The 24,174-nt window shown below is 46.4% G+C and carries 25 protein-coding genes and 1 tRNA gene; 13 read left to right on the top strand and 13 right to left on the bottom strand.

The features are described 5' to 3' along the window. Nucleotides 1-137: 137 nt before the first annotated feature. The 4 genes from RLO19_RS17230 (at nt 138) to RLO19_RS17215 (ending at nt 3,601) form a co-directional block, all read left to right on the top strand. A complete protein-coding gene (locus RLO19_RS17230) occupies nt 138-1,649 on the top strand; it encodes an ATP-dependent DNA helicase (protein ID WP_446358324.1) in 1,512 nt (503 codons plus the stop codon). A 47-nt stretch (nt 1,650-1,696) separates the two neighbouring features. Then, on the top strand, nt 1,697-3,010 hold the full coding sequence (locus tag RLO19_RS17225; protein WP_446358322.1) for a homoserine dehydrogenase: 1,314 nt from the start codon (nt 1,697-1,699) through the stop codon (nt 3,008-3,010). A gap of 10 nt (nt 3,011-3,020) precedes the next feature. Further along, the gene (locus RLO19_RS17220) at nt 3,021-3,206 is read left to right on the top strand and encodes a hypothetical protein (protein ID WP_446358320.1); all 186 of its coding nucleotides are present in this window, start codon (nt 3,021-3,023) and stop codon (nt 3,204-3,206) included. A gap of 218 nt (nt 3,207-3,424) precedes the next feature. Then, a complete protein-coding gene (locus tag RLO19_RS17215; protein WP_446358319.1) occupies nt 3,425-3,601 on the top strand; it encodes a hypothetical protein in 177 nt (58 codons plus the stop codon). 47 nt (nt 3,602-3,648) lie between these two features. Here RLO19_RS17215 and RLO19_RS17210 read toward each other — a convergent pair whose 3' ends face one another. Beyond that, nucleotides 3,649-3,789, bottom strand: coding sequence for a hypothetical protein (locus tag RLO19_RS17210; protein ID WP_446358317.1), 141 nt, complete (start codon nt 3,787-3,789; stop codon nt 3,649-3,651). Between the two features lie 13 nt (nt 3,790-3,802). On the opposite strand from RLO19_RS17210, the gene RLO19_RS17205 reads away from it, so the two are divergent. Both RLO19_RS17205 and stpA read left to right on the top strand, forming a co-directional pair. Further along, nucleotides 3,803-4,357, top strand: a complete 555-nt coding sequence (locus RLO19_RS17205; protein WP_446358315.1) for an NUDIX hydrolase — start codon at nt 3,803-3,805, stop codon at nt 4,355-4,357. A gap of 46 nt (nt 4,358-4,403) precedes the next feature. Next, nucleotides 4,404-5,705, top strand: coding sequence for a glucosylglycerol 3-phosphatase (gene stpA, locus RLO19_RS17200; protein WP_446358313.1), 1,302 nt, complete (start codon nt 4,404-4,406; stop codon nt 5,703-5,705). A 291-nt stretch (nt 5,706-5,996) separates the two neighbouring features. Here stpA and RLO19_RS17195 read toward each other — a convergent pair. Then, nucleotides 5,997-6,068: transfer RNA gene (locus RLO19_RS17195), tRNA-Thr, on the bottom strand. A gap of 190 nt (nt 6,069-6,258) precedes the next feature. Here RLO19_RS17195 and RLO19_RS17190 point away from each other — a divergent pair. Both RLO19_RS17190 and RLO19_RS17185 read left to right on the top strand, forming a co-directional pair. Continuing rightward, nucleotides 6,259-6,558: a DUF3493 domain-containing protein gene (locus RLO19_RS17190; protein WP_446358311.1), complete on the top strand. Its 300-nt coding sequence runs from the start codon at nt 6,259-6,261 to the stop codon at nt 6,556-6,558. A 176-nt stretch (nt 6,559-6,734) separates the two neighbouring features. Further along, the gene (locus RLO19_RS17185; RefSeq protein WP_446358309.1) at nt 6,735-7,487 is read left to right on the top strand and encodes an FHA domain-containing protein; all 753 of its coding nucleotides are present in this window, start codon (nt 6,735-6,737) and stop codon (nt 7,485-7,487) included. Between the two features lie 76 nt (nt 7,488-7,563). Here RLO19_RS17185 and recA read toward each other — a convergent pair whose 3' ends face one another. After that, nucleotides 7,564-8,649, bottom strand: coding sequence for a recombinase RecA (gene recA / locus RLO19_RS17180; RefSeq protein ID WP_446338705.1), 1,086 nt, complete (start codon nt 8,647-8,649; stop codon nt 7,564-7,566). A 371-nt stretch (nt 8,650-9,020) separates the two neighbouring features. On the opposite strand from recA, the gene xseA reads away from it, so the two are divergent. Both xseA and RLO19_RS17170 read left to right on the top strand, forming a co-directional pair. Beyond that, nucleotides 9,021-10,259, top strand: a complete 1,239-nt coding sequence (xseA, locus tag RLO19_RS17175; protein WP_446358307.1) for an exodeoxyribonuclease VII large subunit — start codon at nt 9,021-9,023, stop codon at nt 10,257-10,259. Nucleotides 10,260-10,300: 41 nt separating this feature from the next. After that, a complete protein-coding gene (locus tag RLO19_RS17170; RefSeq protein ID WP_446358305.1) occupies nt 10,301-11,521 on the top strand; it encodes an L-lactate MFS transporter in 1,221 nt (406 codons plus the stop codon). 331 nt (nt 11,522-11,852) lie between these two features. Here the strand turns inward: RLO19_RS17170 and RLO19_RS17165 are convergent, their stop codons facing one another. The 4 genes from RLO19_RS17165 to RLO19_RS17150 form a co-directional block, all read right to left on the bottom strand. Further along, a complete protein-coding gene (locus tag RLO19_RS17165) occupies nt 11,853-12,188 on the bottom strand; it encodes an element excision factor XisI family protein (RefSeq protein ID WP_446358303.1) in 336 nt (111 codons plus the stop codon). After that, entirely contained in the window at nt 12,176-12,592 is a 417-nt protein-coding gene (locus tag RLO19_RS17160) for an element excision factor XisH family protein (protein WP_446358301.1), read from the bottom strand. Before RLO19_RS17160 ends, RLO19_RS17165 begins: the two co-directional genes overlap by 13 nt. Nucleotides 12,593-12,738: 146 nt before the next feature. Beyond that, the gene (locus RLO19_RS17155; RefSeq protein WP_446358299.1) at nt 12,739-13,827 is read right to left on the bottom strand and encodes a hemolysin family protein; all 1,089 of its coding nucleotides are present in this window, start codon (nt 13,825-13,827) and stop codon (nt 12,739-12,741) included. A gap of 541 nt (nt 13,828-14,368) precedes the next feature. Next, nucleotides 14,369-14,509 carry a hypothetical protein gene (locus RLO19_RS17150; RefSeq protein ID WP_446358297.1) on the bottom strand — a complete coding sequence of 47 codons (141 nt, stop codon included), beginning with the start codon at nt 14,507-14,509 and terminating at the stop codon, nt 14,369-14,371. Nucleotides 14,510-14,684: 175 nt separating this feature from the next. Here RLO19_RS17150 and RLO19_RS17145 point away from each other — a divergent pair, with 175 nt between their 5' ends. Next, a complete protein-coding gene (locus RLO19_RS17145) occupies nt 14,685-15,647 on the top strand; it encodes a GDSL-type esterase/lipase family protein (RefSeq protein WP_446358295.1) in 963 nt (320 codons plus the stop codon). A gap of 58 nt (nt 15,648-15,705) precedes the next feature. On the opposite strand, the gene RLO19_RS17140 is transcribed toward RLO19_RS17145, so the two are convergent. Beyond that, entirely contained in the window at nt 15,706-16,776 is a 1,071-nt protein-coding gene (locus RLO19_RS17140) for a Gfo/Idh/MocA family oxidoreductase (RefSeq protein WP_446358293.1), read from the bottom strand. A gap of 333 nt (nt 16,777-17,109) precedes the next feature. Here RLO19_RS17140 and queC point away from each other — a divergent pair, with 333 nt between their 5' ends. Together queC and RLO19_RS17130 are read left to right on the top strand one after the other, a co-directional pair. Continuing rightward, nucleotides 17,110-17,793, top strand: a complete 684-nt coding sequence (queC, locus tag RLO19_RS17135) for a 7-cyano-7-deazaguanine synthase QueC (RefSeq protein WP_446358291.1) — start codon at nt 17,110-17,112, stop codon at nt 17,791-17,793. A 200-nt stretch (nt 17,794-17,993) separates the two neighbouring features. Further along, the gene (locus RLO19_RS17130; protein ID WP_446358290.1) at nt 17,994-19,010 is read left to right on the top strand and encodes an extracellular solute-binding protein; all 1,017 of its coding nucleotides are present in this window, start codon (nt 17,994-17,996) and stop codon (nt 19,008-19,010) included. A gap of 39 nt (nt 19,011-19,049) precedes the next feature. Here the strand turns inward: RLO19_RS17130 and RLO19_RS17125 are convergent, their stop codons facing one another. The 5 genes from RLO19_RS17125 to RLO19_RS17105 all read right to left on the bottom strand — a co-directional run bounded on the left by RLO19_RS17125 (nt 19,050) and on the right by RLO19_RS17105 (nt 23,962). Continuing rightward, a complete protein-coding gene (locus RLO19_RS17125) occupies nt 19,050-20,144 on the bottom strand; it encodes a serine/threonine protein kinase (RefSeq protein WP_446358288.1) in 1,095 nt (364 codons plus the stop codon). A gap of 187 nt (nt 20,145-20,331) precedes the next feature. After that, complete coding sequence (locus tag RLO19_RS17120) at nt 20,332-21,255, bottom strand: metallophosphoesterase (RefSeq protein ID WP_446358286.1); 924 nt, start codon at nt 21,253-21,255, stop codon at nt 20,332-20,334. A gap of 59 nt (nt 21,256-21,314) precedes the next feature. Then, nucleotides 21,315-22,394: a two pore domain potassium channel family protein gene (locus RLO19_RS17115; RefSeq protein ID WP_446358284.1), complete on the bottom strand. Its 1,080-nt coding sequence runs from the start codon at nt 22,392-22,394 to the stop codon at nt 21,315-21,317. Between the two features lie 18 nt (nt 22,395-22,412). Then, nucleotides 22,413-22,616 (bottom strand): hypothetical protein, encoded by a 204-nt coding sequence (locus tag RLO19_RS17110; protein ID WP_446358282.1) that lies wholly within the window; start codon nt 22,614-22,616, stop codon nt 22,413-22,415. A gap of 611 nt (nt 22,617-23,227) precedes the next feature. Next, nucleotides 23,228-23,962, bottom strand: a complete 735-nt coding sequence (locus RLO19_RS17105) for a sensor histidine kinase (protein WP_446358343.1) — start codon at nt 23,960-23,962, stop codon at nt 23,228-23,230. Between the last annotated feature and the right edge of the window lie 212 nt (nt 23,963-24,174).

Below are 24,174 nucleotides of genomic sequence, written 5' to 3'. Positions count from 1 at the left end.
TCAGCTACACCTAATACCCTATTCTTATGTCAAACTAGATAAGTTCCAAAATCCAGTCGTAGTAACTCATCCTCAGGTTGAGGCAAGATGAGAATAGCTGTCTATAGTTCTGGGAACTTTCTTTCCACGAGATTAACGTGATTGAAGTAGAAGTCCATTCCTCTTTACGTGCCTTTCTGCGAGAGCAAGGTCAACCCAACTGGCCCCACCATTTAACCATGGCGCGGCTGGTAGCGCGGGCTTTGCGCTTGGGGCGTTCAGCATTAATTCAAACGGGAAGTACCCAAGGACTCTATCGTCTGAGTTACCTGGCACCTGCCTTAATATGGCAAGAACCCGTGATTATTGTTGCGCCTGTGTCAGTCCAAAAGTGGCTGCTACAGGTAGAAATTCCCAGCTTGCAGGAATGGATGGGTACGAATAAGGCGATTTACGTTGGCGACACGTTCCCAGATGAGGATTTTCAAGGACTGCTGATTACCACTCCCGAAGCGTGGTTGGCAGATCGCTTGGCGCAAAAAAGGGAGTTTCCTCCAGGTATTCCCACACTCATTGACCAAGCTGACGATTTAGAAGACTGGGTGCGCGATCAACTTAAGAGTACTATCGAACCCCAGCATTGGCATGAACTGATGTTAGCCCATCCCCAAAAGACGGCTTGGATTCGGGACATGCGGGTACGGCTGACTAAACTCTTATTTGAGCATCCGGCAAATCCTTATGATTGCTATTTGATAGAATCGGGCGAACAAGCTGTCCTCCAGGAGTTGTTTGAGGTATTACAATCGGAAAATGGCGGGGAGTCTTTCTATCTACCAACAGCCTGGAAGCAGTTTTGGCAATGCTGGCAATCATCAAATCAGTTTACCTGGGCAGCGATTGAGCGATCGCAAGGTCTGTTTTCGCTGTATTGTGAACCAAAAGAAGTAGCAACATCCCTCAGTCCCATTTGGTTAGAACAACCGGTGGTATTAATTGGCGCGGCGCTGGATTTAGAGGCTTCGGCTGCGGTTTACCGTCAACAACTGGGTTTAGGAGAATTAACCTGCTTAAAATTCTCGCCAGATCGCAACAGTAAACTGATTCAGCTTTATTTACCCGATGGGTTACCAATGCCGAATACGCCTCGATTCCAACATGCCTTGTTCCAACAAGTGCGAACGCTTTTAGGGGCAACTCATCAGTTGAAAACCCCGATCGTCATCTTAGTCGGGGATGTCCCCCTGAAAAGCCAGTTAGGGGCAGTGTTAGCCGCTGAATTTGGCTCGCGAGTTCAGGTGGAAAAGACCCAGCTAGACGAGAATGGTATTCTAGTCTGTGGTTGGGAATTCTGGCGCTCTCAGCAGCAATTTTTACCCTCTCCCCAACTGCTCATTATTGCCACGTTACCCCTACCATCCCTAGAATCTCCCTGGGTTGCGGGTAAAGTGGCGCATTACAAACAGCGACGTTTAGACTGGTTTCGCTTATTTCTATTACCTGCGGCGTTGCGAGAATTACAACGGGCAGTTGCACCTGTGCGAGACTCTCAGGGGATTGTTGCCCTCTTAGACAATCGGGTTAACTATCGCAGTTACGGCACTCAAGTGCTATCAGCGTTGAGCCCCTTTGCCCAAATTAATTATGTGGATGACGGTTGGTTTGAGTGAAAAAATGACCCATTTTCTGTAATGCTTAAAATTTTAGGATAATAGCTGTGGCTTTTAAAATCGGTTTACTGGGACTGGGAACAGTTGGTACGGGAACAGCGAAAATTTTACAAGACCCCATAGGTCGAAATCCCCTGCTGCAAACGATTGACATTCATCGAGTCGGCGTGCGATCGCTAGATAAACCCCGATCCGTGAAAGTGCCGCCTGAGATAATGACCACGGACTTGGAGTCGATTGTCACTGACCCAGAGATTGATATTATCGTGGAATTACTAGGGGGATTAGAACCCGCGCGATCGCTAATCCTCAAAGCCATTTCCCACGGTAAGCATATTGTCACCGCCAATAAAGCCGTCATCGCCCGCTATGGGGCTCAAATCTTCACAGCAGCCGAAGAAAAAGGCGTCTATGTTCTCCTAGAAGCGGCTGTGGGTGGCGGTATCCCGGTGATTCAACCCCTGAAACAGTCCTTAGGGGTAAATCAAATTCATAGCATTATCGGTATTGTCAACGGGACAACCAATTACATTCTCACCCGGATGCAAACCGAGGGCGGAGAATTTGCTGATATTCTGGCAGATGCCCAAAAATTAGGCTATGCCGAAGCTGATCCCACAGCCGATGTCGAAGGCTTAGACGCCGCCGATAAAATTGCCATCCTCGCATCCTTAGCCTTTGCGGGACGGATTAAGTTAGAAGACGTTTACTGTGAAGGGATTCGTCAAGTCAGCGCCGCCGATATCGCTTACGCCCAGAACTTAGGGTTTGTGATTAAACTCCTCGCGGTAGCCAAGCGAGAGGCGAAGGTTCCCACCAGTGACCCCGAATCAGAAATGCTACAGATTAGGGTTCACCCAACTCTAGTCCCGCAAACCCATCCCCTAGCGAGTATCAATGGGGTTTACAACGCGATTTTGGTGGAAGGGGAACCCTTGGGACAAGTCATGTTCTTTGGTCCGGGTGCAGGTTCGGGTCCAACGGCGAGTGCGGTGGTATCCGATATTCTGAATATTGCGGCTGTATTGAAAACGGCGGGAGAGACACATCACCTGCATCCCTTATTAAGTTGTGTGCATCAACACTATTGCAGCATTTACCCAATTTCAGAATTAGTCACTCGATTTTATGCCCGGATTATGACCAAAGATAGACCCAGTGTTATTGGTCATTTGGGTATTAGCTTTGGTAATCATGGGGTCAGTTTAGAGTCAGTCGTGCAAATTGGGTTCCGGGATGAGTTAGCAGAAATTGTGGTCGTGACTCATGATGTCAGGGAAGGAAACTTCCGCCAAGCATTAGCCGAAATTCAGGCGTTAGAAGCGGTTGATAGTATTCCCAGTGTTTTGAGAGTGCTGTAGTGCAGCAGGCGTGGAAATACTGGGGAAGCTGGGGAAGCTGGGGAAGCTGGGGGAGCTGGGGGAGCTGGGGAAGCTGGGGAAGCTGGGGAAGCTGGGGGAGCTGGGGGAGCTGGGGGAGCTGGGGGAGCTGGGGAAGCTGGGGGAGCTGGGGGAGCTGGGGGAGCTGGGGAAGCTGGGGGAGCTGGGGGAGCAATGATACATTTTCTCTGATAGCGGTGCAATGGTTTGAAGTTTCAGAAAATATGATATCGGGACATAAAACCCAATGTAGGGGCGGGTTTAGGGACAAAATTAATGGAGCCACCAATCACCTTTTTACAAAACCCGCCCTGCCCCAATCTTTCACTAATTCCCTAAAGTCCCAATTTCGACATTTTTTTGGTGCGATCGCGGTTGAGAATAAGGTGGGTTTGGTTGTCCAGTTTGGGATTAATCGATTGCCTTTCGGTGAGGAGGGCGGGTTTTGTTGTTCCGTTATCGGTGAGGAGGGCGGGTTTTGTTGTTCCGTTATCGGTGAGGAGGGCGGGTTTTGTTGTTCCGTTATCGGTGAGGAGGGCGGGTTTTGTTGTTCCGTTATCGGTGAATAGCTGAATTTAGCCCCTAAACCCGCCCCTACGATTGATCCCCTAAACCCGCCCCTACGATTGATTCCCTAAACCCGCCCCTACAATTGTCCCTAAACCCGCCCCTACAATTGTCCCTAAACCCGCCCCTACCTCTAATTTTTCTGCTCCAAATGCCTTGGCAAATAAATTACGCAAATTTGTTTTTTTGTCCAAAGTCCAATGTTTTATGAATAAACCTCGCCCATGGCAAATCCTAGACCGTTTCGTGAAAATCCGTTCCCCCTGGCTTACCCTAATCGGTGAACGCCTACAAGATGACCAAGGGCGAATTCTTGACTATTGGCGCGTCGAAAAAGCCGATTCAGTTGTCATCGTCACGATTCAGGCGGGGAAATTTCTGCTTCCTGTACCAACTTATCGCCCTGGTGTCGGAGAAGCTACCCTGGATTTTCCCGGTGGACGAGTCAATCCTGAACAAACCCCCGTCGCCGCCGTTCCCGGAATCTTAAGCCGGGAATTGGGAGTCTGTGAAGACGCGATCGCGAACCTAACTCCTCTCAATTCTACAGGCTGGGCAATCAATAGCTCCTTCTCGAACCAAAACCTCTACGGTTTCCTTGCTGAACTTGACGCCACAGTCGCCGTGAACCCTAACCGACTTGGAACCACCTACCCCACCACATCCCCAGGAATCCACTCTCTCCTGCAAGATTTAACCTGTCTCCAGTGTCGTGCTGTGCTGCTAGAGTGGCAGAGTCAGAGGATTATCGCTGAACGATGAACCATGAACGATAAAATATGAACTGTTTGTCATCAGCGATTTACAAATGAGTGTTTCTCCTCAACTTCTCCCCCATGAGCATACTCTATCATTAAAGACTGAAGTCCTTGCCGATGTCTTGACCCATGTAGAAAATATCCTAATTATTCAAGATTTAGATGGCGTCTGCATGGGACTGGTTAAAGACCCCCTAAGGCGAGTGATTGACCGAAACTATGTTAAAGCGACGCAGGCGTTTGATGGTCATTTTTATGTCCTGACTAATGGAGAACATATTGGAGAAAAAGGAGTAAATGGTATTATTGAACGCGCCTTTGGCAATCCGGCTGAGGTTAAGGCAAAGGGGCTGTATCTCCCTGGTCTAGCGGGTGGCGGTGTGCAATGGCAAGACCGTCAAGGGAATGTCTCTCACCCTGGTGTCAGCGAAGCAGAATTAGAATTTTTAGCTGAAGTTCCCCAGAGGATTAAAATCCGGTTATGTCGCTTTTTTGAGCAAAAAAGTATAGCTACAGAAATTGATAATTTGGATGAATGTATCCAGGCTTCTGTTCTGGAAAATAAGGTTTCCCCAAGTGCGAATCTGAATACCTTTTATGAAAAACTGCGCCAATACTCGGAAATTTATATGGACTTGCAAAAAGATATGCAAAATCTGATGCAAGAAGTTCTAAAAGAGGCACAAGTGAAAGGGTTAGGCGATTCGTTTTTTGTCCATTATGCTCCCAACTTAGGCAGAGACTTGCAAGGACAAGAAATATTACGCCCAGCTCAAAGGCAAGATTCTGGGACAACTGATTTTCAGTTTATGCTGCAAGGGGCGATTAAAGAGGCGGGTGTGTTAGCGATTTTAAATCGTTATTATTTTCAACGGACGGGTTCTTATCCCTTAGGGGAAGAGTTTAATGTGCGACAAGCGCCAAAAACCCTAGAGGAATTACTGGAGTTGGTTAAAGGGAATTTTGACCCAAAAGAAATGCCGTTGATGATTGGCGTAGGAGATACGGTGAATAGCTCTGTTGAAGACGCACAGGGGAAACTGACGGTTCGACGAGGCGGGAGCGATCGCAACTTTTTACAACTGATTCAAAGGATTGGTCAGGAGTTGGATACAGGCAATATTATTGTCTATATTGATAGTAGCCAAGGTGAAGTCAAAAATCGCAAGTCGGTGAAAATTGGTCAGCATGAAACCTCTGGGGAGGACATCATTGTGCTTGAAGGTCCCGGTGATGTTCGCGATGTCGATGAGCCTTTAACCTTAAACTTTATCTTTCACAAAGGTCATCAACAGTACAATGAATTTTTTCAACAGGTAGCGCGAGAAAGAAAAGCGAGTGATCACCGATAGGATGACGCCACCAACCCAAACATTGAGATGGTAGGGGCGCATAGACGTGCGCCCTTACTTATTAACGCCTAATCAATCAATAGGAGATGCGATCGCGCCTTTCGCCGAAAGGTATAGCAGTAGACACATCGATTAGGACAAGGGAACTGTAGAGACGCGCCATGGCGCGTCTGGAACCAAATGATGTATCCTAACCGCTATGGCGGTTGCTATACAAGAGGACACAGAATCTGTCAAGATGACACGAATCTGACACAGTGACCAAAAATCAGTCGCTGTACGCAAAAAAAAAGCCGATGAGCGGATTTGAACCGCTGACCGTTCGATTACGAATCGAATGCTCTACCACTGAGCTACACCGGCATCACTTGACTACTATAGCAAGCTTTAGCGCAAGTAACTGCATCTTTTTCCTTCTCTGGCATGAACCCTGTGAGCAGGTTACTCCAAAGATACATTTTTTTATATTAAAGCAAGGTTTGGCATAATTCACCGCCCAAGGTCGGGATAGTCATGTCACCATTAAGCTAGAGAGGTACGATCAACGAAACTCATGACCCATTCCACTCCAAACAATCGCCAGCCCCAGTCGAACCTCAAATCCCGACAGATGAGTCCGGAAAAATACGCTCGACTGAAAGCTGAGGCAAAAGCACCCTACCGAGGACTGAGAAAATTTATCTATGTAGCATTTGGTGCCTCTGGCTTTATTGGAGGGCTTGTTTTCCTGGCACAGTTAATTGCGGGTCGAGAAGTGGCGACGGCATTTCCGAATCTGGGGCTACAAATTGGCATCGTCGCCCTAATGATTTGGCTATTTCGCCTAGAACAACGGGCAGAGCGTAAGCCATAGGTTAAGATTGGCTTGAACTCGACAGATCTGTGAGGCAACAGCCAACCTACTTAGATCTTTTAATCTCCAGGTAAAATTTCTAACCCTGTAGAGTTCATCCGAAACGATACACCAATCCGGATGTTAAAGTTCCCATTAATGGGTATTAGGTTGTTTAGGAATTGTCGGCTCGTTTTATGGAAATCGAACAACGATTGGGTCTATACCAGGTTTTCCTGAAGCTCTACGAGTATCATCGGGGTCTACTCGATGAAATTCTCCAGCTTGAGAAAACCGGTCATAAAACGTTCTCGAGCCGAACAGTTCGTTTTGTGACAGGTATCATTCAAAGTCAGCGACCTTGTCTGATGACCAATCTGGTAGAGGGGAAAACCCAAACCCTGTTTCAACCTCAGGGAATTTGGACTATCGGTCGCGATCGCCAATTGGCGATATCGATTCCCGATCCTCACTTATCCCGTCATCATGCGGCAATTTACTATCTGCAAAATAAAGGATTTTACCTGGTCGATTTTAAAAGCACAAATGGTACATTTGTCAACGGTGAACCTGTACATGGGCATATACCGCTTAAGGATGGCGATTGCATTCGACTCAGCACCTTGGCTTTTTACTTTTTCATCTGCAACGATACCCAAAAGCTCGATTCCGCCTCTCCAGAAATTATCGCTAAACTGAAAGCTTCCAAAGTTTCCTCCTCCGCAGAACCCTCCCCATCCTCCAAAAGAAAAGCCACAGATGAAGATTTAGAGTTACCGGCGAAAGTCAAAGGAAATGAAGGCGACTATCAAAAAGGAACCTCGCAATTTTTGCAAGAACTAGCGCAGCTAGAAGAATTATCTGGAGAATCGGCTTTACCTAAATTAAACTCTCATCAACGCTCAGAAATTTTAGATCGATTTTTCAGTCGGCAAATTCCCAACCCGTAAACTGGCAATTCATCTCACACCATAATCTAGGATTTGGTATGAGATGAATCGGCGATAAAGCTAAACAACCGCTAATCTAATCTTCCTCAAAATGTTCTTGTGCTTCCTCTTGCTCCTCGTTTTCGTCTGGGTTGATGGAATTCGCTGGCACCATAGCTCCCATCTCAAGCTGTTCGCGCACTTGTTGTTCAATAGTCGCGGCAATTTCAGGATTCTCTTCAATATACCTGACACTATTGTCACGACCTTGGGCAATATTATCACCGTTGTAGCTATACCAAGCGCCCTTGCGGTTAATCACCCCTGTTTGTTCAGCCAAGTCAACCAGACATCCTAAGCGGGAAATACCTTGCCCGAAGATAATGTCAAACTCAGCAATCCGGAATGGTGGCGCGACTTTATTTTTTGCCACCTTGACCTTAGCGCGAATTCCGTATTCCCCTTCGCTGGCTTTCTTGAGCGTTTGAATCCGGCGAATGTCTAAGCGTACTGAAGCATAGAACTTCAGCGCGTTACCGCCTGTTGTCACTTCGGGAGAGCCGTAGGTGATCCCAATTTTTTGTCGCAACTGATTCAGGAAAATGACGGTGCAGCCTGATTTTCCAATATTCCCAGCAATTTTGCGTAGCGCCTTACTCATCAGACGCGCCTGCAATCCCACTTGGGTATCACCCATTTCGCCTTCAATTTCCGCACGAGGCACCAAGGCGGCTACTGAGTCAATCACAACAATATCTACAGCCGCCGATCGCACGAGTTGATCGACGATTTCCAGAGCGGATTCACCACTATCCGGTTGAGATACTAAAAGGTTGGCAATGTCAACCCCTAACGCCGATGAGTAGGTTGGATCGAGGGCATGTTCAGCGTCTACAAATGCGGCTACCCCACCACTCTTCTGAACTTCTGCTACAGCGTGCAAAGCGAGGGTTGTCTTTCCAGAACTTTCTGGTCCGTAAATCTCGATAACCCGTCCTTTGGGCAAGCCACCACCCAAGGCTAAATCTAGGGTAATTGCACCACTGGAGATGGTTTCCACCTTCATACGGGTGGCATCTCCCAAGCGCATAATCGAACCTTTGCCAAAGGTACGCTCAATCTGGTTGAGTACCAAGTTCAGGGCTTTTTCCTTTTCGGGACTGTTGGTAATTGGGGTAGCCATGGATGCCTCAAGAACTGTTATTGATATGGACTGAGAATGGGTGCACAAAGTTGGCTCTATTTTAACGCCGACTGTCTCTTGAGATTAATGTGACCTGATTTTTGGAACAAAATCACAGAAATGCTAATTTGTCAATGCCAGGAAACTGTTCATCAACGCCAAAATTTTGCCAAACTGTTACTGTGTTTTGATCCCAAGTCTTGGACTGGAGAGAGACATTTGACAGCATTTCCTCTCCCCTAGTATAGAACACAGGTACTACTATAGCACTGTTGGGTCAATCAGCAAGTTCGAGGGAGCTGGGGGAGCAATGTAGAGACGCGCCATGGCGCGTCTCTTAGCTGGGCGAGCAAACAAAGGACAAATGACAAATGACAAATGATAATTCATCGCTTCCAGAGGGAACCCTTTCGGTTGCTGGGTTAACCGACTATATTCAAGAGGTGTTAGAGCAGGATACCCAACTCCAGAAGGTTTGGGTAATGGGAGAAGTCTCTAGTGCCAACCGCCATCGGAGTGGTATGTTTTTCACTCTGCAAGATCTAGAGGGCAAGGCATCGATTCAATGCGTGGTGTGGAACTCTGTGCTAAGTAAGCTGGTGCAACTCCCCCAATCCGGAGAACAGTTGATTGCTTTAGGCAGTATCCGGATTTATCCGCAACGGGGACAATACCAGCTTATGGTTTGGCAGGCTTTGCCGGGAGGAGAGGGGTTAAAGGCGCTGCGCTACAACCAACTTCGCCAACGATTGGAGGCTGAAGGATTATTCGATGCCCAAAACAAGCGCCCTCTACCAACGCATCCGCAAACAATCGCGGTAGTCACTTCACCCCAAGCCGCCGCTTGGGGGGATATTCGCCGCACCCTGCGACAACGGTATCCGGGGTTATCTGTGTTGTTTTCTCCGGCACAAGTGCAAGGGGATTTGGCACCCGAATCGATTGTGGCAGCGATTGAGCGAGTTGAGCGAGACGGGAGGGCTGAATTGGTGATTTTGTCGCGAGGGGGTGGTGCATCGGAGGATTTAGTCGGCTTTGATGATGAGCGAGTGGTGAGAGCAATCGCGAATTGTTCGATTCCAGTGTTAACTGGGATTGGTCATCAACGGGATGAATCTTTGGCAGATTTAGTGGCTGATTTTTGCGCTCATACACCCACAGCCGCCGCCGAACGAGCAGTGCCAGAGTTGGCGACACTGCGGCGCGAACATCAGCAGCGTCAGGAAGCTTTACATGAGGCGGTGACTCATCATCTGGATATCTCCCGCAACCAATTACACCAACTCAAAAACCGTCTCCAACGCTTACCCCTGAACCGACAGCTAAAGCAGGAACAACAGGCGATCGCACAGCAGCGACAGCGATTAGCAAAAAACACATATTGGCGCATAAGTCAAGCTACTGTGCACTGCCAATTTTTGGGGCAGAAGTTAGCCACCCTTGACCCGACTAATGTTTTAAAACGAGGTTATGCTGTGGTGCGTACCGAACAGGGAAAAATTGCCCGTAATGCGGCAAGTGTCGTTCCTGGAGAAGAATTACAGATTCAGTTAGATCAGGGACAAATTAAGGTTAAAGTAACAGAAATTATTGATCAACTGATATCCTGATCGAAAGCTTAGGCTGAGATCCGCTATGTGCAGGAGAGGTTATGGATAACTGGCAATCTATTCGCCTTTTTGGGTTACCAGCAGAAAAAGGCAGATGGTTTCTAATCCCGTTAGGTTCGATGGTTCTCCTCTGTCTAGGAACAGTTTATTCTTGGAGTATCTTTCGCAAACCGCTAGAGGATTTATTTGGCATCAGCGCCACCCAAAGTGTGTTGCCTTTCACTATCTTGTTAGTCCTCTATGCCATGTTGATGCCAATTACAGGATTTTACATTGATAAGATTGGCGTGGGCAAAATTACCGCCATAGGTGGCGTGGTGACGGGAATTGGTTATATACTCTCCAGCCTAGCAACGAATATCACGTTATTAACGATTACCTATGGTGTAATCGCTGGTGCGGGAGTTGGCATTGCCTATGGTGTTCCCCTGACTGTTTCAGCCAAATGGTTTCCCGATCGCAAAGGATTGGCAGTTGGATTGACGGCGATCGGGTTTGGACTTTCTCCCTTAGTTACTGCACCCCTAGCAAAAAGCTTAATTGCTGCTTATGGAGTTCTTCCTACCTTCACGATTCTGGGGATTAGCTTAACAGCAATTATCCTGGTAATTTCAATGCTCCTAAAATTACCCCCAGTCGGATGGAAACCCCAAACAGGAACTGCCAAAGGGATCAATGAAATAACGAAAGATAAGCGGCGAGAACTATTGAAATCGCCTTCCTTCTATGCTCTCTGGGTTTGCTACACCATCGGCACTTTTGTCGGACTATCTGCGATCGGAATTTCTAGCCCAGTGGCACAGGAAATTATCAAACTCGATGCTACTACCGCAGCGATTACGGTTTCTCTATTTGCCGTTTTTAATGGAATCGGGCGTCCCCTCTTTGGTTGGTTGACGGATCGGCTTCAGCCAAAGGGAGCGGCAATGATCTCTTATGTGTTAATTCTGATTGCTTCGATTTTGATGCTCAACGCGGGAGAGGGGGAAGCTTTGACTTATCTGGTTGCCTTTTCTCTGTTCTGGCTTTGCTTAGGGGGATGGTTAGCGATCGCACCGACAGCTACTCTAATTCTGTTTGCTCCAGAAGACTATGCCAAGAACTATGGGATGGTTTTCACTGCCTATGGAGCAGGAGCATTGTTAGGAACTCTAGCCATCGGACAAATTCGGGATTTGTTTGGTAGCTATACCTATGCTTTCTATCCAACTGGGATTTTAGCCATCATCGGCATTATTATCGCACAATTGAAACTAGATTAACAGGGAGAGTGAAAGCACATAGGGTTCCAGTAGTAGTTTGGGTAGAGCGATCGCTCTACCCAACAGGCTAACCCTGAACTTCAGATGGGGTTGGCTTTGATGATGAGCGAGTGGTGAGAGCGATCGCGAATAGCTGTTAGGACACATCCGGCTTGTAGAGACGTTGCATGCAACGTCTCTACAATGGTGCGGAAGGTTAGCGACTATACTATAATCATTCTGTATTATGACGAAATCTTTCAAGCACCTCACCTTACTCCAAGCCAATGATTAAGTTGCGATCGCACCATCACCTGAACCCCCATTCTTTCTACCAGGGTTTTCCCAAGATTTAGCCAACGGCAAACCCATCATATTGGCGCATTAGGGGAGCATGATAAGCGAGTACGATATCGTGCTTAGGTACACCTAAGTCCACTAATTCATTGGCTACACCAACCTCTGTACCATCATACTGAATCCAGATCTTACCCTCAATAAGGTCAATGTGGATCAGTGGACCAAACACTCGACGATATTGATTCCAGCCAGCATGAAAAACTTGATAGTGGTCATGTTGATTATCAAAGAATTTATAGACTTCAATCTCTCCATTTGCTGGTTTTACTTGACTATATTTTTCTAAAACTTGTTGAATCCAATCACGATATTGATTTAACTTATCCATTGCACAATTACCTCTTGAATTGGTTCATACACTAACAAACTTATTTGCGCTTCTTGAATCGTTTGTTGAGCAAAGGGGCGACGAAAAAACTCATCATATATGAACAAAGGTACAGCTAGATAAAGCTTACGTTCTGGCTGTTGCGATCGCAGCGCAATTTGGTAGCTAAAGCATTGTCCGACTGCTAGATGAAATTCATAAATCGTGGAAGGAGCCAGAAAGCTTTTCACCTCAACCGCGATTTTTTCAGAACTTCGCTCCGCTGCCAGTAGACGTTCACCCCCTAAATCAATCTGGATACGAGCATTATCAAAGTCTAAGGATAGTGGATCGTGGGTAATCGTCCATCCGTCCTTAATCAATCCAGTCTTGACGGCTTCGTGAAATCGATCCTTGGCAGACATAGGACTATGATATACTCTCAACATATTGTATCCTGATGAAATGCATTTACCTAAAACCTAAAACCTAAAATCTAAAACCTCATCTCAACTAGCATATCCCGCTTAAAGTTGATAGCCACAAAGGACAAATGACTATTGACTTACATTCAGGTTCTGGAACGATTAGGAACGAGGCGATCGCTCTCATCATAAATTTCACCCACAAGTTCCTCTAGAATATCTTCTAACGTCACCAATCCCACCGTACCGCCGTATTCATCCACGATGATGGCAATATGAAAACGCTGTCGTAACATGTCCTTGAGTAACGTCGCCACTCGATTGGTTTCTGGCACATAAATCGGTGGGTCCATGGCGGCGGTAACTGGGATATCACCCTGTTCAGGTTGGGCGACTCTTAAATACTGTAGGGCTTTTTTCAGGTGAACAATACCTACAATTTCATCTTTTGATTCTTCCTGAACCGGAATCCGAGAATATCCAGTCTCTAAACAGAAATTGACTAAATTTTGTAAGGTTTCCTCGTGGGAAATTGTCCGCATTTCAATACGCGGCTTAACCACATCGCGAGCGCTTAAGTTGTCTAACATCAACGCTTTATTCAGCAGTTGATGCTTATCCAGATCGAGAATTCCTTTACCCCCTAACACCTCGATCATTAACTTGAGATCTCTTACCGACTCGCCTTCTTGGACAATCCCACCTTGAAAAAAGCGAATAGCAGTCTGAGCGATGGTTTCCAAAAAAGAAATAATGCCAAAAAAGGATAAAAATTTAGATAGCCAATAGATCGGGCGAACGACAACCTGGAAAACAGGCAATACATTATTAATTGCCAGTGATTTGGGCGTAATTTCACCAAAAATTAAGACGATAAACGTCACAATTGCCGTGGCGATGCCCAAGCCAGCACTACCCAACCACAGGGCAAAAAGATTACTGGTGAGAATAGCCGAAAAATTATTGACTAAATTATTTCCCACCAGCAGTGTCGTAATAAACCGCGATCGCTTCTCCAAAACTAGGCGAAATATACCACTGGGATCACCTTGGTCTTTGATCAGCGCTCTCAGTTTAAGATTATCTAATGCCGTGATTGCCGTTTCTGAACCCGAAAACATACCCGAAAGCAAAAGCATCACAACCAACACGGTAACATCAAGCCAAACATTGCCCAAAAGAGGACCGATGTCTGACGCCGCAAGTAAGTAAATCGGGACTGGCAAGGCAATCATTGAAATAGCAAAAAGTTGGCTAAGGCTATCTGAGCCAACTACTAAGGGATATCAGGCAGGGGGTATGGGAGAGTATCATCAGAGGTTGCAATAGTATAGCGTTTATAGTTGGTCGTGAAAATAGGGGTGAGGGGTTTCGGATTTACTCGCTAATTCTTAGTGTAGTGGAGTGACACACCTTATTTGATGAATTAGAATGGGAGCCCGGAAACCGTAGGGGCCCATGGCGTGCGCCCGATTCAATGGTAAGATCTATTCCACAATTTTAGGTGTGCCACGGCAGTAGTGGGGTGACACAGCTAATTTGATAGATTAGCCCCCACCCGGAAACTGTAGGGGCGTACCGACGTGCGCCCAGAAAATATACGGACATGAGCCCAGATTAACCGTAAAATCTATTCCACCATTTTAGATGTGTTACACCAGTAACGTTGTTAGCGATCGCGAGGAACATCTGGGGCAATGTTTTGGTAGGAGAACAGGCAGGAAGTAGGACGCGACATCATCAGTGTCCCACTCCCTCACGCCAAATGATGGAAAATTACCCCACATTGTAAGCAGTCTGTAATGCCCACCAGAGGAGGAAAGCAATACCCCCCAGGACTATCACCGTCGAAATCACGATCGCCACAGGGCTATCTGCTCCCTTAAACTTCATGATGCCACGATTTAGGTCTGACATATCCGGTTATACGCTCCTATTTGAATTTAAGGGATTTCCCAACTCGAATATATCTTGACCTGAGTGTTTTGATCACAAAATTCCGTTGGGTGTAGGGCATCTGGCACACACAGGCTAAATTAGGGTCAATAGTGGTCATTGCCAATAATTTGCTCAAATGTAAGGAGACTGTGGTGTGAAAGTATTGTTAGTCATTCTCGGAGTGTTGCTGGTACTGGTTGCGGGAGTGGAAGTCGGCTTGCGTTTACTCTTTGGCTTAGGGAAGCCGCCGATCTATATTGCCGATGAGCAAATTGGCTATTTATTAGCCCCTAACCAAAAGACGACTCGTATGGGTAATCGCATTGCCATTAATGACTATTCCATGCGGAGTGATGAGATTACACCAGAGCGATCCCCGTCTACACTGCGGGTTTTACTCTTAGGCGATTCTATCGTCAATGGTGGCTGGTGGACAGACCAAGACCAAACCCTTTCGGCGCTGCTCGCTGCTCAATTGGCACCGTTCAAGCCCCAGAAGGAGTTTGAGCAAATCGAAGTTCTCAACGCCTCTGCCAATTCCTGGGGACCTCGGAATGAATTGGCATATCTCCAACGCTTTGGCACGTTCAACGCCCAAGCTGTAGTCTTGGTGATCAATACCGATGATCTCTTTGCCACCGCCCCCACCTCGATCCCGGTGGGACGCGATCGCAATTATCCCAGTCATAGACCCCCTTTAGCCCTGATTGAGGCAATTAGTCGTTTTTTGCCTTACGAATCTGTGCCAGAAATGGCGGCTGTTCGTGCTGAGGGAGGCGATCGCGTGGGTTTTAACTTAGATGCCATTGATCAAGTTTACAAGCTCTCTAAACAGGCAGGCGCTGAGTTTCTGTTGGTCATGACCCCCCTATTACGGGAAATTGGCGAAAAAGGACCCCGTGATTATGAAATCAAAGCCCGAAATCGCCTAATTGGGTTGACTCAAGACCAGCAAATTCCCTACATTGATTGTTTGCCCATCTTCAACAACCAGCCAACCCCAGAAAGCTTGTATCGAGATCACATCCACTTAAGTCCCCAAGGCAATCAGCAGGTTAGTGACGTAATCGCGCGATCGCTTCATTACCAGTTATCAGTTACCAGTTACAATTACTGACCACTGATAACTTACCACTGACCACTGACCACTCGTCCAAACAATGGACAAATGACACTCAAGACAGGGCAACCATGGGAGACTTGAGGTCATGGGGCTCTCGGTCTAAATGATGCCAAACTTGACCATCAAGAGCCATTTGCTCAATCAAACTGGCTAAACGCAAGGCTTTCAGCGCCTGTTCGCCACCAACAGAGGGTTGATTTCCGCCGCGCACACAGTTGACAAAGTGTTCTAACTCAGCGTAAAGCGGTTCGATGTTACTGGTGTACACCTTTTCAATTAACCCATCCTGACGATAGAGAACTTGACCATAGTCAGTTTCACAATTGGCAGTCGTTTGCCGATGAATCAGAATTTCATTATTGAGAAAATCGGCTTCTGTGAGCGAATTTTTGCAATGGGCGGCAATGCGACGGATTTTGCGATGGGTTACCTTACTTGAGGTAAGAGTTGCCACAATCCCATTGGCAAAGACTAGATTAGCGGTGACGTAATCTAAATACCCCGACTCAGAGGCATTGCTACCACTAGCCGTTAATCGGATGACAGGGGCATCTGCCAGTTCCATCAGCAGGTCAATATCGTGGATCATTAAATCGAGAACCACAGATACATCGTTGGCTCTGTGGGAGTAGGGACTCATGCGATGCGCCTCTAGTGCCAGCAATTTCTCAGTTTTGAGGACTTTGCTGAGTTCTTGAAAGGCGGGATTAAACCGTTCAATGTGACCCACTTGTAGAATACATTGGTACTCAGCGGCAGCGTTGACTAGGGATTCTGCTTCAGCGATACTGGCGGCAATCGGTTTTTCGATTAACGCATGAACCCCCGAACGCAGACAAGTCATCCCCACTTCATAATGCAGGCGGGTTGGTACCGCAATACAGACAGCATCAACATAGGGGAGTAAGTCGCGATAATCTTCAAAGAAGCGGACACGGTATTTACTCGCCGTATCCAAACCCCGTTCTACATTAATGTCTGCCACGCCTACCATTTCCACGTCTTTTAAAAGACTCAAAACGCGGGCATGATGCTGTCCCATGTTACCAACGCCAATCACGCCAATTCGGATTGGCTGGGGCAGGCTACGTTGGACATGAGTATCCAGATGTCTTTGATACATGCTATCTTGCACTCTTATATGCTCCTCCACCACGGGAACTAAGTCAATTTACTTATGTTGAGCCGCCTTAAACCATCCAGATAGTACCACAGCACCTTTAAATGTGAAGAATTCCAAAGATTGCCCCAATTTGCCAGATAACGGAAGTCTTTAGGACGGTCATTCTGTTTTCATTGTGGGTTTAGAGCTACTTTAGGTGTAGGTAAATGTGTCAGTTTTTGGGTTGTCCATTTTTGGGCGGGAGCTGGGGGAGCTGGGGGAGATGGGGAAGCCGGAGGAATAAACTTGACACTCAACACTCAAAACTCAAAACTTTCATCAGAGGAGGTGAAGATGTCGAAAGCCGTAGTTTTATTGTCTGGAGGATTGGATTCATCTACAGTCCTCTATCAAGCTAAGGCAGATGGCTATGAGTGTTATGCTATATCCTTTGATTATCAACAGCGACATCGGCGAGAACTCGAATCCGCGATCGCAATCGCTAAATGTGCTAGTGTCAAAGACCATCAGGTGGTAAGTTTTGACTTGCGCCAGTGGGGAGGTTCAGCCTTAACTGATGATACCCTCGATCTGCCCCAGGCGCGATCGCTCCAGCAGATGTCCCAGAATATCCCTATCACCTACGTGCCCGCACGAAATACCATTTTTTTGAGTTTTGGGCTATCCTACGCCGAAGCGATGGGTGCTACAGCCGTCTATTTGGGGGTCAATGCGTTAGATTATTCCGGTTACCCCGATTGCCGTCCTGATTATATCCAAGCCATGCAGCAAGTCTTTCGCCTAGGCACAAAACAGGGGCGTGAGGGAGAACCGATTCAAATTATCACTCCGCTAATTCAGCTTAGGAAAACCGAAATTATCCACTTAGGAAATAAACTTGGAGTGCCTTGGCAAGACACCTGGTCTTGCTATGCTGGGAATGAGATGGCTTGTGGTGTCTGTGATTCTTGTCGCTTACGCCTTGCCGCTTTTGCTGAACTCGGACTAAATGATCCCTTGTCTTATGCAAAATTTTGACCCTTCGCGACTCTCAATGCCATGGCGTGTGAGTGTGTAGGGGCTCTTTTGACTACTATCGTCTCTTTTTCACCCGGATGCGACTCAACCCGCCCTGAGCAAGTAGGGGCTGCTGAATAAGTGGTGTGGTGAGGGGGAGCGGGGGAAGCCGGGGAAGCCGGGGAAGCTGGGGGAGCAAGGGTACATTTTCGGTGATTTGGATGCCAGAGTTCGCGGCTAAGGGGTGTCTGGTTGATCTATATAAATGGACTGCTAGAGATACCCTAGTCAATGAAGGATTTTTACCCAGTACAATCGACGCAGGAGAATATCAGGGTAAGCTCTATCGGATGCCTTTGCGTTCGGATATCGGTCTTCTATACTACCGCAAAAATTTACTGGGTAATACTCAGCCACCTGAAACCTTACAACAATTAAAACAGCTTTCCCAAACCTGGAAAAATCAAGGGAACTATCAAGGTGTTTATTTATGGCAGGGATGGCGCTATGAAGGTTTGGTCGCCACTTTTGTCGAGGTATTAGAAAGCTATGGGGGATTCTGGATTGAACCGGAAAGTTTAGAGGTAGGATTGGAGCAACCTGAGGCTGAACAAGCTGTTCAGTTTTTACTCAATACAATTCGAGAGAATATTTCATCTCCAGAAGTTATTTTATATAGCGAACAAGAATCATTGGACAGGTTTAATCAAGATCCCAATACCCTATTTCTTCGACAGTGGCCCTATGCCTGGAACCAATTAGCTGATCCATCTAATGTCGGCGTACAAGTCTTGAATCTTTCATTCGATCCCGATAAAAATACATGGGTTCCGAGTGGCTGTAATGGGAGTTGGGGTTTAGGAATATCTAAGAATTCACAACACCCAGATAAAGCCTGGAAAGCCCTTCAATATTTCACCAGTCAAGCTGCTCAGAAAAAAATGATTTTGGAGCAAGGATATTTACCCAGTCGAGAAGCGTTGTATGATGACCCAGAGATCAAAGCAAAATATCCCTATTTACCGTCTTTGAAAGAAGCCGTCACAAATTCCATATTGCGTCCTCCCATTCCTCAGTATGATCAAGCCTCTTTTATCTTACAGAAATATTTGAGTAAATTGATTACCAGAACCGCCCTTGCCCAACGAGTTGATAATAACGAGATAACCCAGTTGATGCAGGAAGCCGCCGATGAAACGCGCCAATTGCTTAATTTGGAGATGTTGACGATTAATTGATCTGAATAAGTTTCAGAGCCACATTTGTAGGGGTTTCCTTCAACTTTCTCCCATGAACAGAACAGTCCCTTGAGGAGACAACTGCCGTTGGTGCTGTTGGTAGGCTTGTAACCAGAGGACTCCTGATACTAATAAAATTGAGAAAATGACAAGATTTAGAATCATTAATCCTAGGGGAAGTGGATAATTTTTTGGTATGTCTGGATTAGGGAGGGGTTGTTTTTGGAGATGCGGCAAAATAAACGCGGCATTTGGCGGTCTACGATGGACAAATGGTGCCATAAAATAGTCAAGCCACTCGGCTAAAGCATCGGAAATTTTGTGAGTATGCTTGCGCCATATTAATTCACCTGTTTTATGGTTGGTGTCTAACTCTAAGGGATGTTTACCTGTCAATAAATGGACAAAAGTACGTCCTAGTGCATAGAGATCCGATTGGGGAACCGCATTACCGTTGATTTGTTCTGGAGGGGTATAACCCGGTGAAAAAACCCCTTCTCCCATTACATCTTTTCCCATCAGTCGTTGGACAACTGTACCCGTCATTTGGCAAACTGTACCAAAATCAATTAGCACCAGTTGACCATTGGGTCGTAGCATGATATTCGAGGGTTTAATATCCCGATGAAAATATTGTTGTTGGTGCAGTGTATCGAGAATATCAAGTAACTGTTTTAGCCATTCAATGGCTTTGGCTTCGGAAATGGGTTGATTATGTTTGAGCCATGATCGTAAATTTTCTCCCTCTACTTTTTCCATCACCAAGCAATGTAAGGGGCGAGAACGGCGGGCAACAGAAACGGTAAAATAATCGTCTTCGGGTTGAACTTTAGGAATGCCGGGATGGTTAAGTTTCTTTAAGATTTCGGCTTCTTGTTTAAATAGGCGAACTAAAGTGGAATTGTTCCGGGTTAAAACTTTCAGCACCTTATGTTTTGCCCCTTGAATTGCCGCCTCTGCTGCTAAATCCTGGACTTCAAAGATTTTGGTGGGATTGGGTGCCTCTAGAGGTCGAAGGGGTTTCAGCAGCCGATATCGACTGTTGATGGTTAATGGAGTATCACAGCCTTGGCAGTATTCCAGATAGTTCGGATTTTCCCGTTGGTCGCACTTGGGGTTGATACAGTAGATCATCGGATTTTTAGATGGGTTTAGGTCGGACTTTTCAGGGGAAGTCTAGAAACCTGAGTAACCGAAAAGTAGAGACGTTGCATGCAACGTCTCTACACTCACGTTGCATCACATACCGTGGAAAAGTCAGGTTGAGATGACTTTTTAATAATTTAACATCCACCTCTAGAAATAAATTAATTTTAGTTCCCTATTCCCTATTCCCTGTTCCCTGTAGTGTAAACAGAGTGACCTCTGGAGGACAGTTGAGTCGTATTGGTAGATCACTAAAGCCAATCCCACGATTAATATAGAGTTTATTACCTGAGGCGCCATAGCCGTCACTCCAACCATCGACATGTTCCCAGTTTTTAGCTAATGCTAACCAAGACCATTGGGGTGTGAAGGGCAGGCGAATTTGTCCGCCATGAGTGTGTCCAGCAACCGCTACAGGTGCGGTATTGGCAGGTAAAGCCAGAAATGATTTGGGATTGTGCATCATCACAATCCTGGGATTAGCAGATGGCACTTGCGCGATCGCGTCTTTTGGTTTGTCCTTATTTGCCAGATGGGAACCAATGCCTACCAAATAAAAAGAGTCGGTGTTTCTATCACTAAGATTTTCCCCAGAATTTCCGGGTAGAGATAATTTGACGGCTTGGTTTTCCAGAACCTCTATCCCAACTTCTTCCAAAGCCGCCTCTAACCGTGCTGCTAAGTTCTCTTTGGGTGGAGTATCCAGGCTAATCATACCGTAGTCGTGATTACCTAACACCGCATAGGTAGGAATATCGGCTTCTGCTAAGGGACGCAGTAAATCGACGATGTTAGCAATTTCTTGGTCTTCACCTTTAAAGGCATGGTAAATAAAGTCACCGCTAATCAGGACTACACTAGGACGTTCTTCCACCAGTTCCGCTATACTACGGCGGACGGTAGGGGTATTGTCTAGCCACATCCCGTGTTGAAAATCTGAAACCAGTCCGATGCGTTTTCCTTGCCAAGCCGCAGGAAGATTGGGAATTACAGCAACTTCTTCTTCTGTGTCGAGAATATAAGGCTCAATTAAGCTCCAAATTAAAAGAAAACTGAATAGTCCGACTAAACCTAAGAGAATATACTTGATTTTTTTCATGGTTATTTATTACTGGTTAATTTAGTAGAGACGCGCCATGGCGCGTCTGTTCCTGTTCCCTAATGCAGTATTACTTTGTCAATCGTCGTCTGATCATCTAAGGTGGTAGCTCGATTAGTGGTTTTGATCGAGGCGATCGCATCCCAAACCCAGCCGTCATTGTGAATCAGCGCCAACAGCAGCCGTCTGCGTTTGGTGACGTGTTTGGTTGCGTCCCAAAATTGGCGATCGCTAACGGTGGGAATCCCTTTTCCCCTGAGTCGTTCCAGGGATGGAAGAGGTGGGTTTTCTGAGGCGGGTTCTAAGTAAGCGGATTTGAGTGTTTTCAAATAAGCCGCACTTGCCCGACGTGCTGCACCTAGCGCCGCCGGATCAGGTTGACTTGACGTTTTGATGCCATATTCCAAGATAGTTAGTGCTTCATCAAGAGCCACTAAACTCAGCGTGATCGAGCGAGTGCGTTCTATGCTGTGGAAATAATGAAGAATCGGGTAAGTTAGATGGAGTTCTCCCTGTTGGGCAAGCATTGGTGTCAAAGCAATTAAATGCTGGTCAAACTGCCCAAAATCTTTACCATTCCAAGCTCTGACAATTATTTCGTCAGCCGTACCACCGAGAGCGGAAATATAAACAGCGAGTTGGCGTTGCTGAGTGGCGGCGGAAACCACAGGTAAGAGATAGGCGATTGTCAAGGTAACTAAAAAGAAACCATTCACCGAAGCAATTGCGGTGGTAATTTCCCAAATTGCACCTTGAGGGTTATAACTCCCCATGCCTAGAGTAGCGATGGTATAACCGACAAAATAAATTCTTTCTAACGTAGTGGCGGGCAGTTTTTTCGGCGTTACCACAGCCGTTTGATCAGCGCTAAATATTAGCGTCCATCCCACCCATGTTAAGGCAAACCAAAGCACAGCTACAGTAACGAGAATTAGCCAACCCGTAAATAGCAATAAGCGGTGATGGGAACGCCAGCGATGAATCTGAAGCGCGATTCTCCACAGCCAAGCCGAGATTCTGCTGGTTAGAGGACCTCCTCCTCCCACTGTTAATGTTGTGATCAGGACATCAATAGACACAACGATGAGAATGAGCAGTCCGAAAACAAGTAGCAGAATTGACATAAGAGAAACGAACATAGTTGATGCGATCACAGATTACCTCACCACCGGGCAAAAAACCTGCATCTGAGGGAATAAGTAAGGGAATAGGAAACAGGGAGCAGGAACAAGGGATTGAGGTTGGATGAAATTTAAGCCTAGAGAGAGGGGATTCCTGAGTAGGGATAAGCCTAAGCTGAGATTGGTAATATAGCAACCGCCATAGCGGTTAGGACACATCATTTTGTAGAGACGTTCCATGGAACGTCTCTACTCCTCTGGCGGAACGTCTGGAACTTATTAACAAAACCCGCCCTTATTCAAAAGCATCCCCTGAGGGTAGTCGAAGGGTCAAAAAAGGGATTTTTCTCAAACATATTCCGTGAAAACACTAACACCTGAAAAACTCGATCTCAAGTTGATGAGTTATCCAGTTCAATCAGCAAAAATTGCTGGACTTCGCTATGTCACGGATGATTAGCCAAGGAACTAGGAAACCGATACCCCACCTGCCGCAAATATTACGTTCATCCTGCCATAATTGATACTTATCTAGAGGGAGAATTGGGTGAAATTATGGAAAAATATGTTCACAAATTGACAATGGATAATGAACAATGGATAATGACCTCTCCTTAAAAGAAGAGGATTGAATTTAAGGAAAATATTTTTTAATTTCTTCGTAAACGAAGAGGTCTTAGACCAAATTAATCAATTATCAATTATCAATTATCAATTATCAATTATCAATTATCCATTGATAAGTCTAAGTCAAAGGATTCACCTCAAGATCTGCGTTCAGAAGAACGTGCTGTCGTTGGAGTTTTGGAAAAATCTATGCCTTAAGTTAAGGCTGGTGGGCAGTGCCCACCCTACGGTTTGCGGATGTAATGGGAATCTGAATCTATGTTGCTTATGCCTTGTGCCATCTGTCCTTTGTCTTGAGGAAAGATGGGAAAACGCACGGTGAATGTGGCCCCCTGACCTGATCCGGGACTCTGTGCCCACACTGTACCGCCTTGAAGTTCCACTAGGTAACGCACGATCGCTAATCCCATACCAATACCCCCGTGCGATCGCGTGAGTGAACCATCCCCCTGACGGAACCGATCAAATACAAAGGGGAGAAACTCGCCACTAATGCCAATCCCGGTATCACTTACCTGGATTTGAGCCTGCTCCTCAATCTGTTCTAAGCGAACCTGAATATGTCCCCCCTTGGGTGTGAATTTGATCGCATTGGATAGTAAATTCCACAGGATTTGCTGTAAGCGGCTGGCATCCCCTAAAATGGGAGCGACTGCGGCATCTAACTGCGTCTCGATTTGCAGCGTCTTGGCTTCAGCCGCCGCCCGAATGAAGGCAATCGCCCGTTCAATACTCGGCATCAGTTCCACAGGCGAGACTTTTAGCGTCAGCTCTCCCGTGATAATATCCGACATATCCAGGACATCTTCAATCAGCTGTGCCAAGGATTGGGTATTGCGAGAAATCGTCTCCAGCGCCCGCGCCATCTTCTCTTCATTCAAGCGGCGCATGGGCAGAAGTTGAGACAAACCGAGTATTGAATTAAGGGGCGTGCGGAGTTCGTGGGAAAGGGTTGCCAGAAATTCATCTTTGAGGCGGTTGGCTTGGGCTAATTCCTGGGATTGTCGCTGTAAAACTGCCTCAGACTGTTTGCGATCGCTATTCCTCTAATCGTTAAATCAATGGACATTTCTTTCCTTTGTGGACATAAGTATAACCGTCAGCTTTCCAGATTGGCTCGAAATACTTCCAGTTGATGCTTTGCAGTTTCCCTTTTGCTGTAGTCAAGTCA

The organism is Coleofasciculus sp. G2-EDA-02, from assembly GCF_040226375.1.
Taxonomy (GTDB): domain Bacteria; phylum Cyanobacteriota; class Cyanobacteriia; order Cyanobacteriales; family Coleofasciculaceae; genus Coleofasciculus.
The sequence above is the reverse complement of the archived record's forward strand: the minus strand, read 5'-3'. Positions and strand labels throughout refer to the sequence as shown.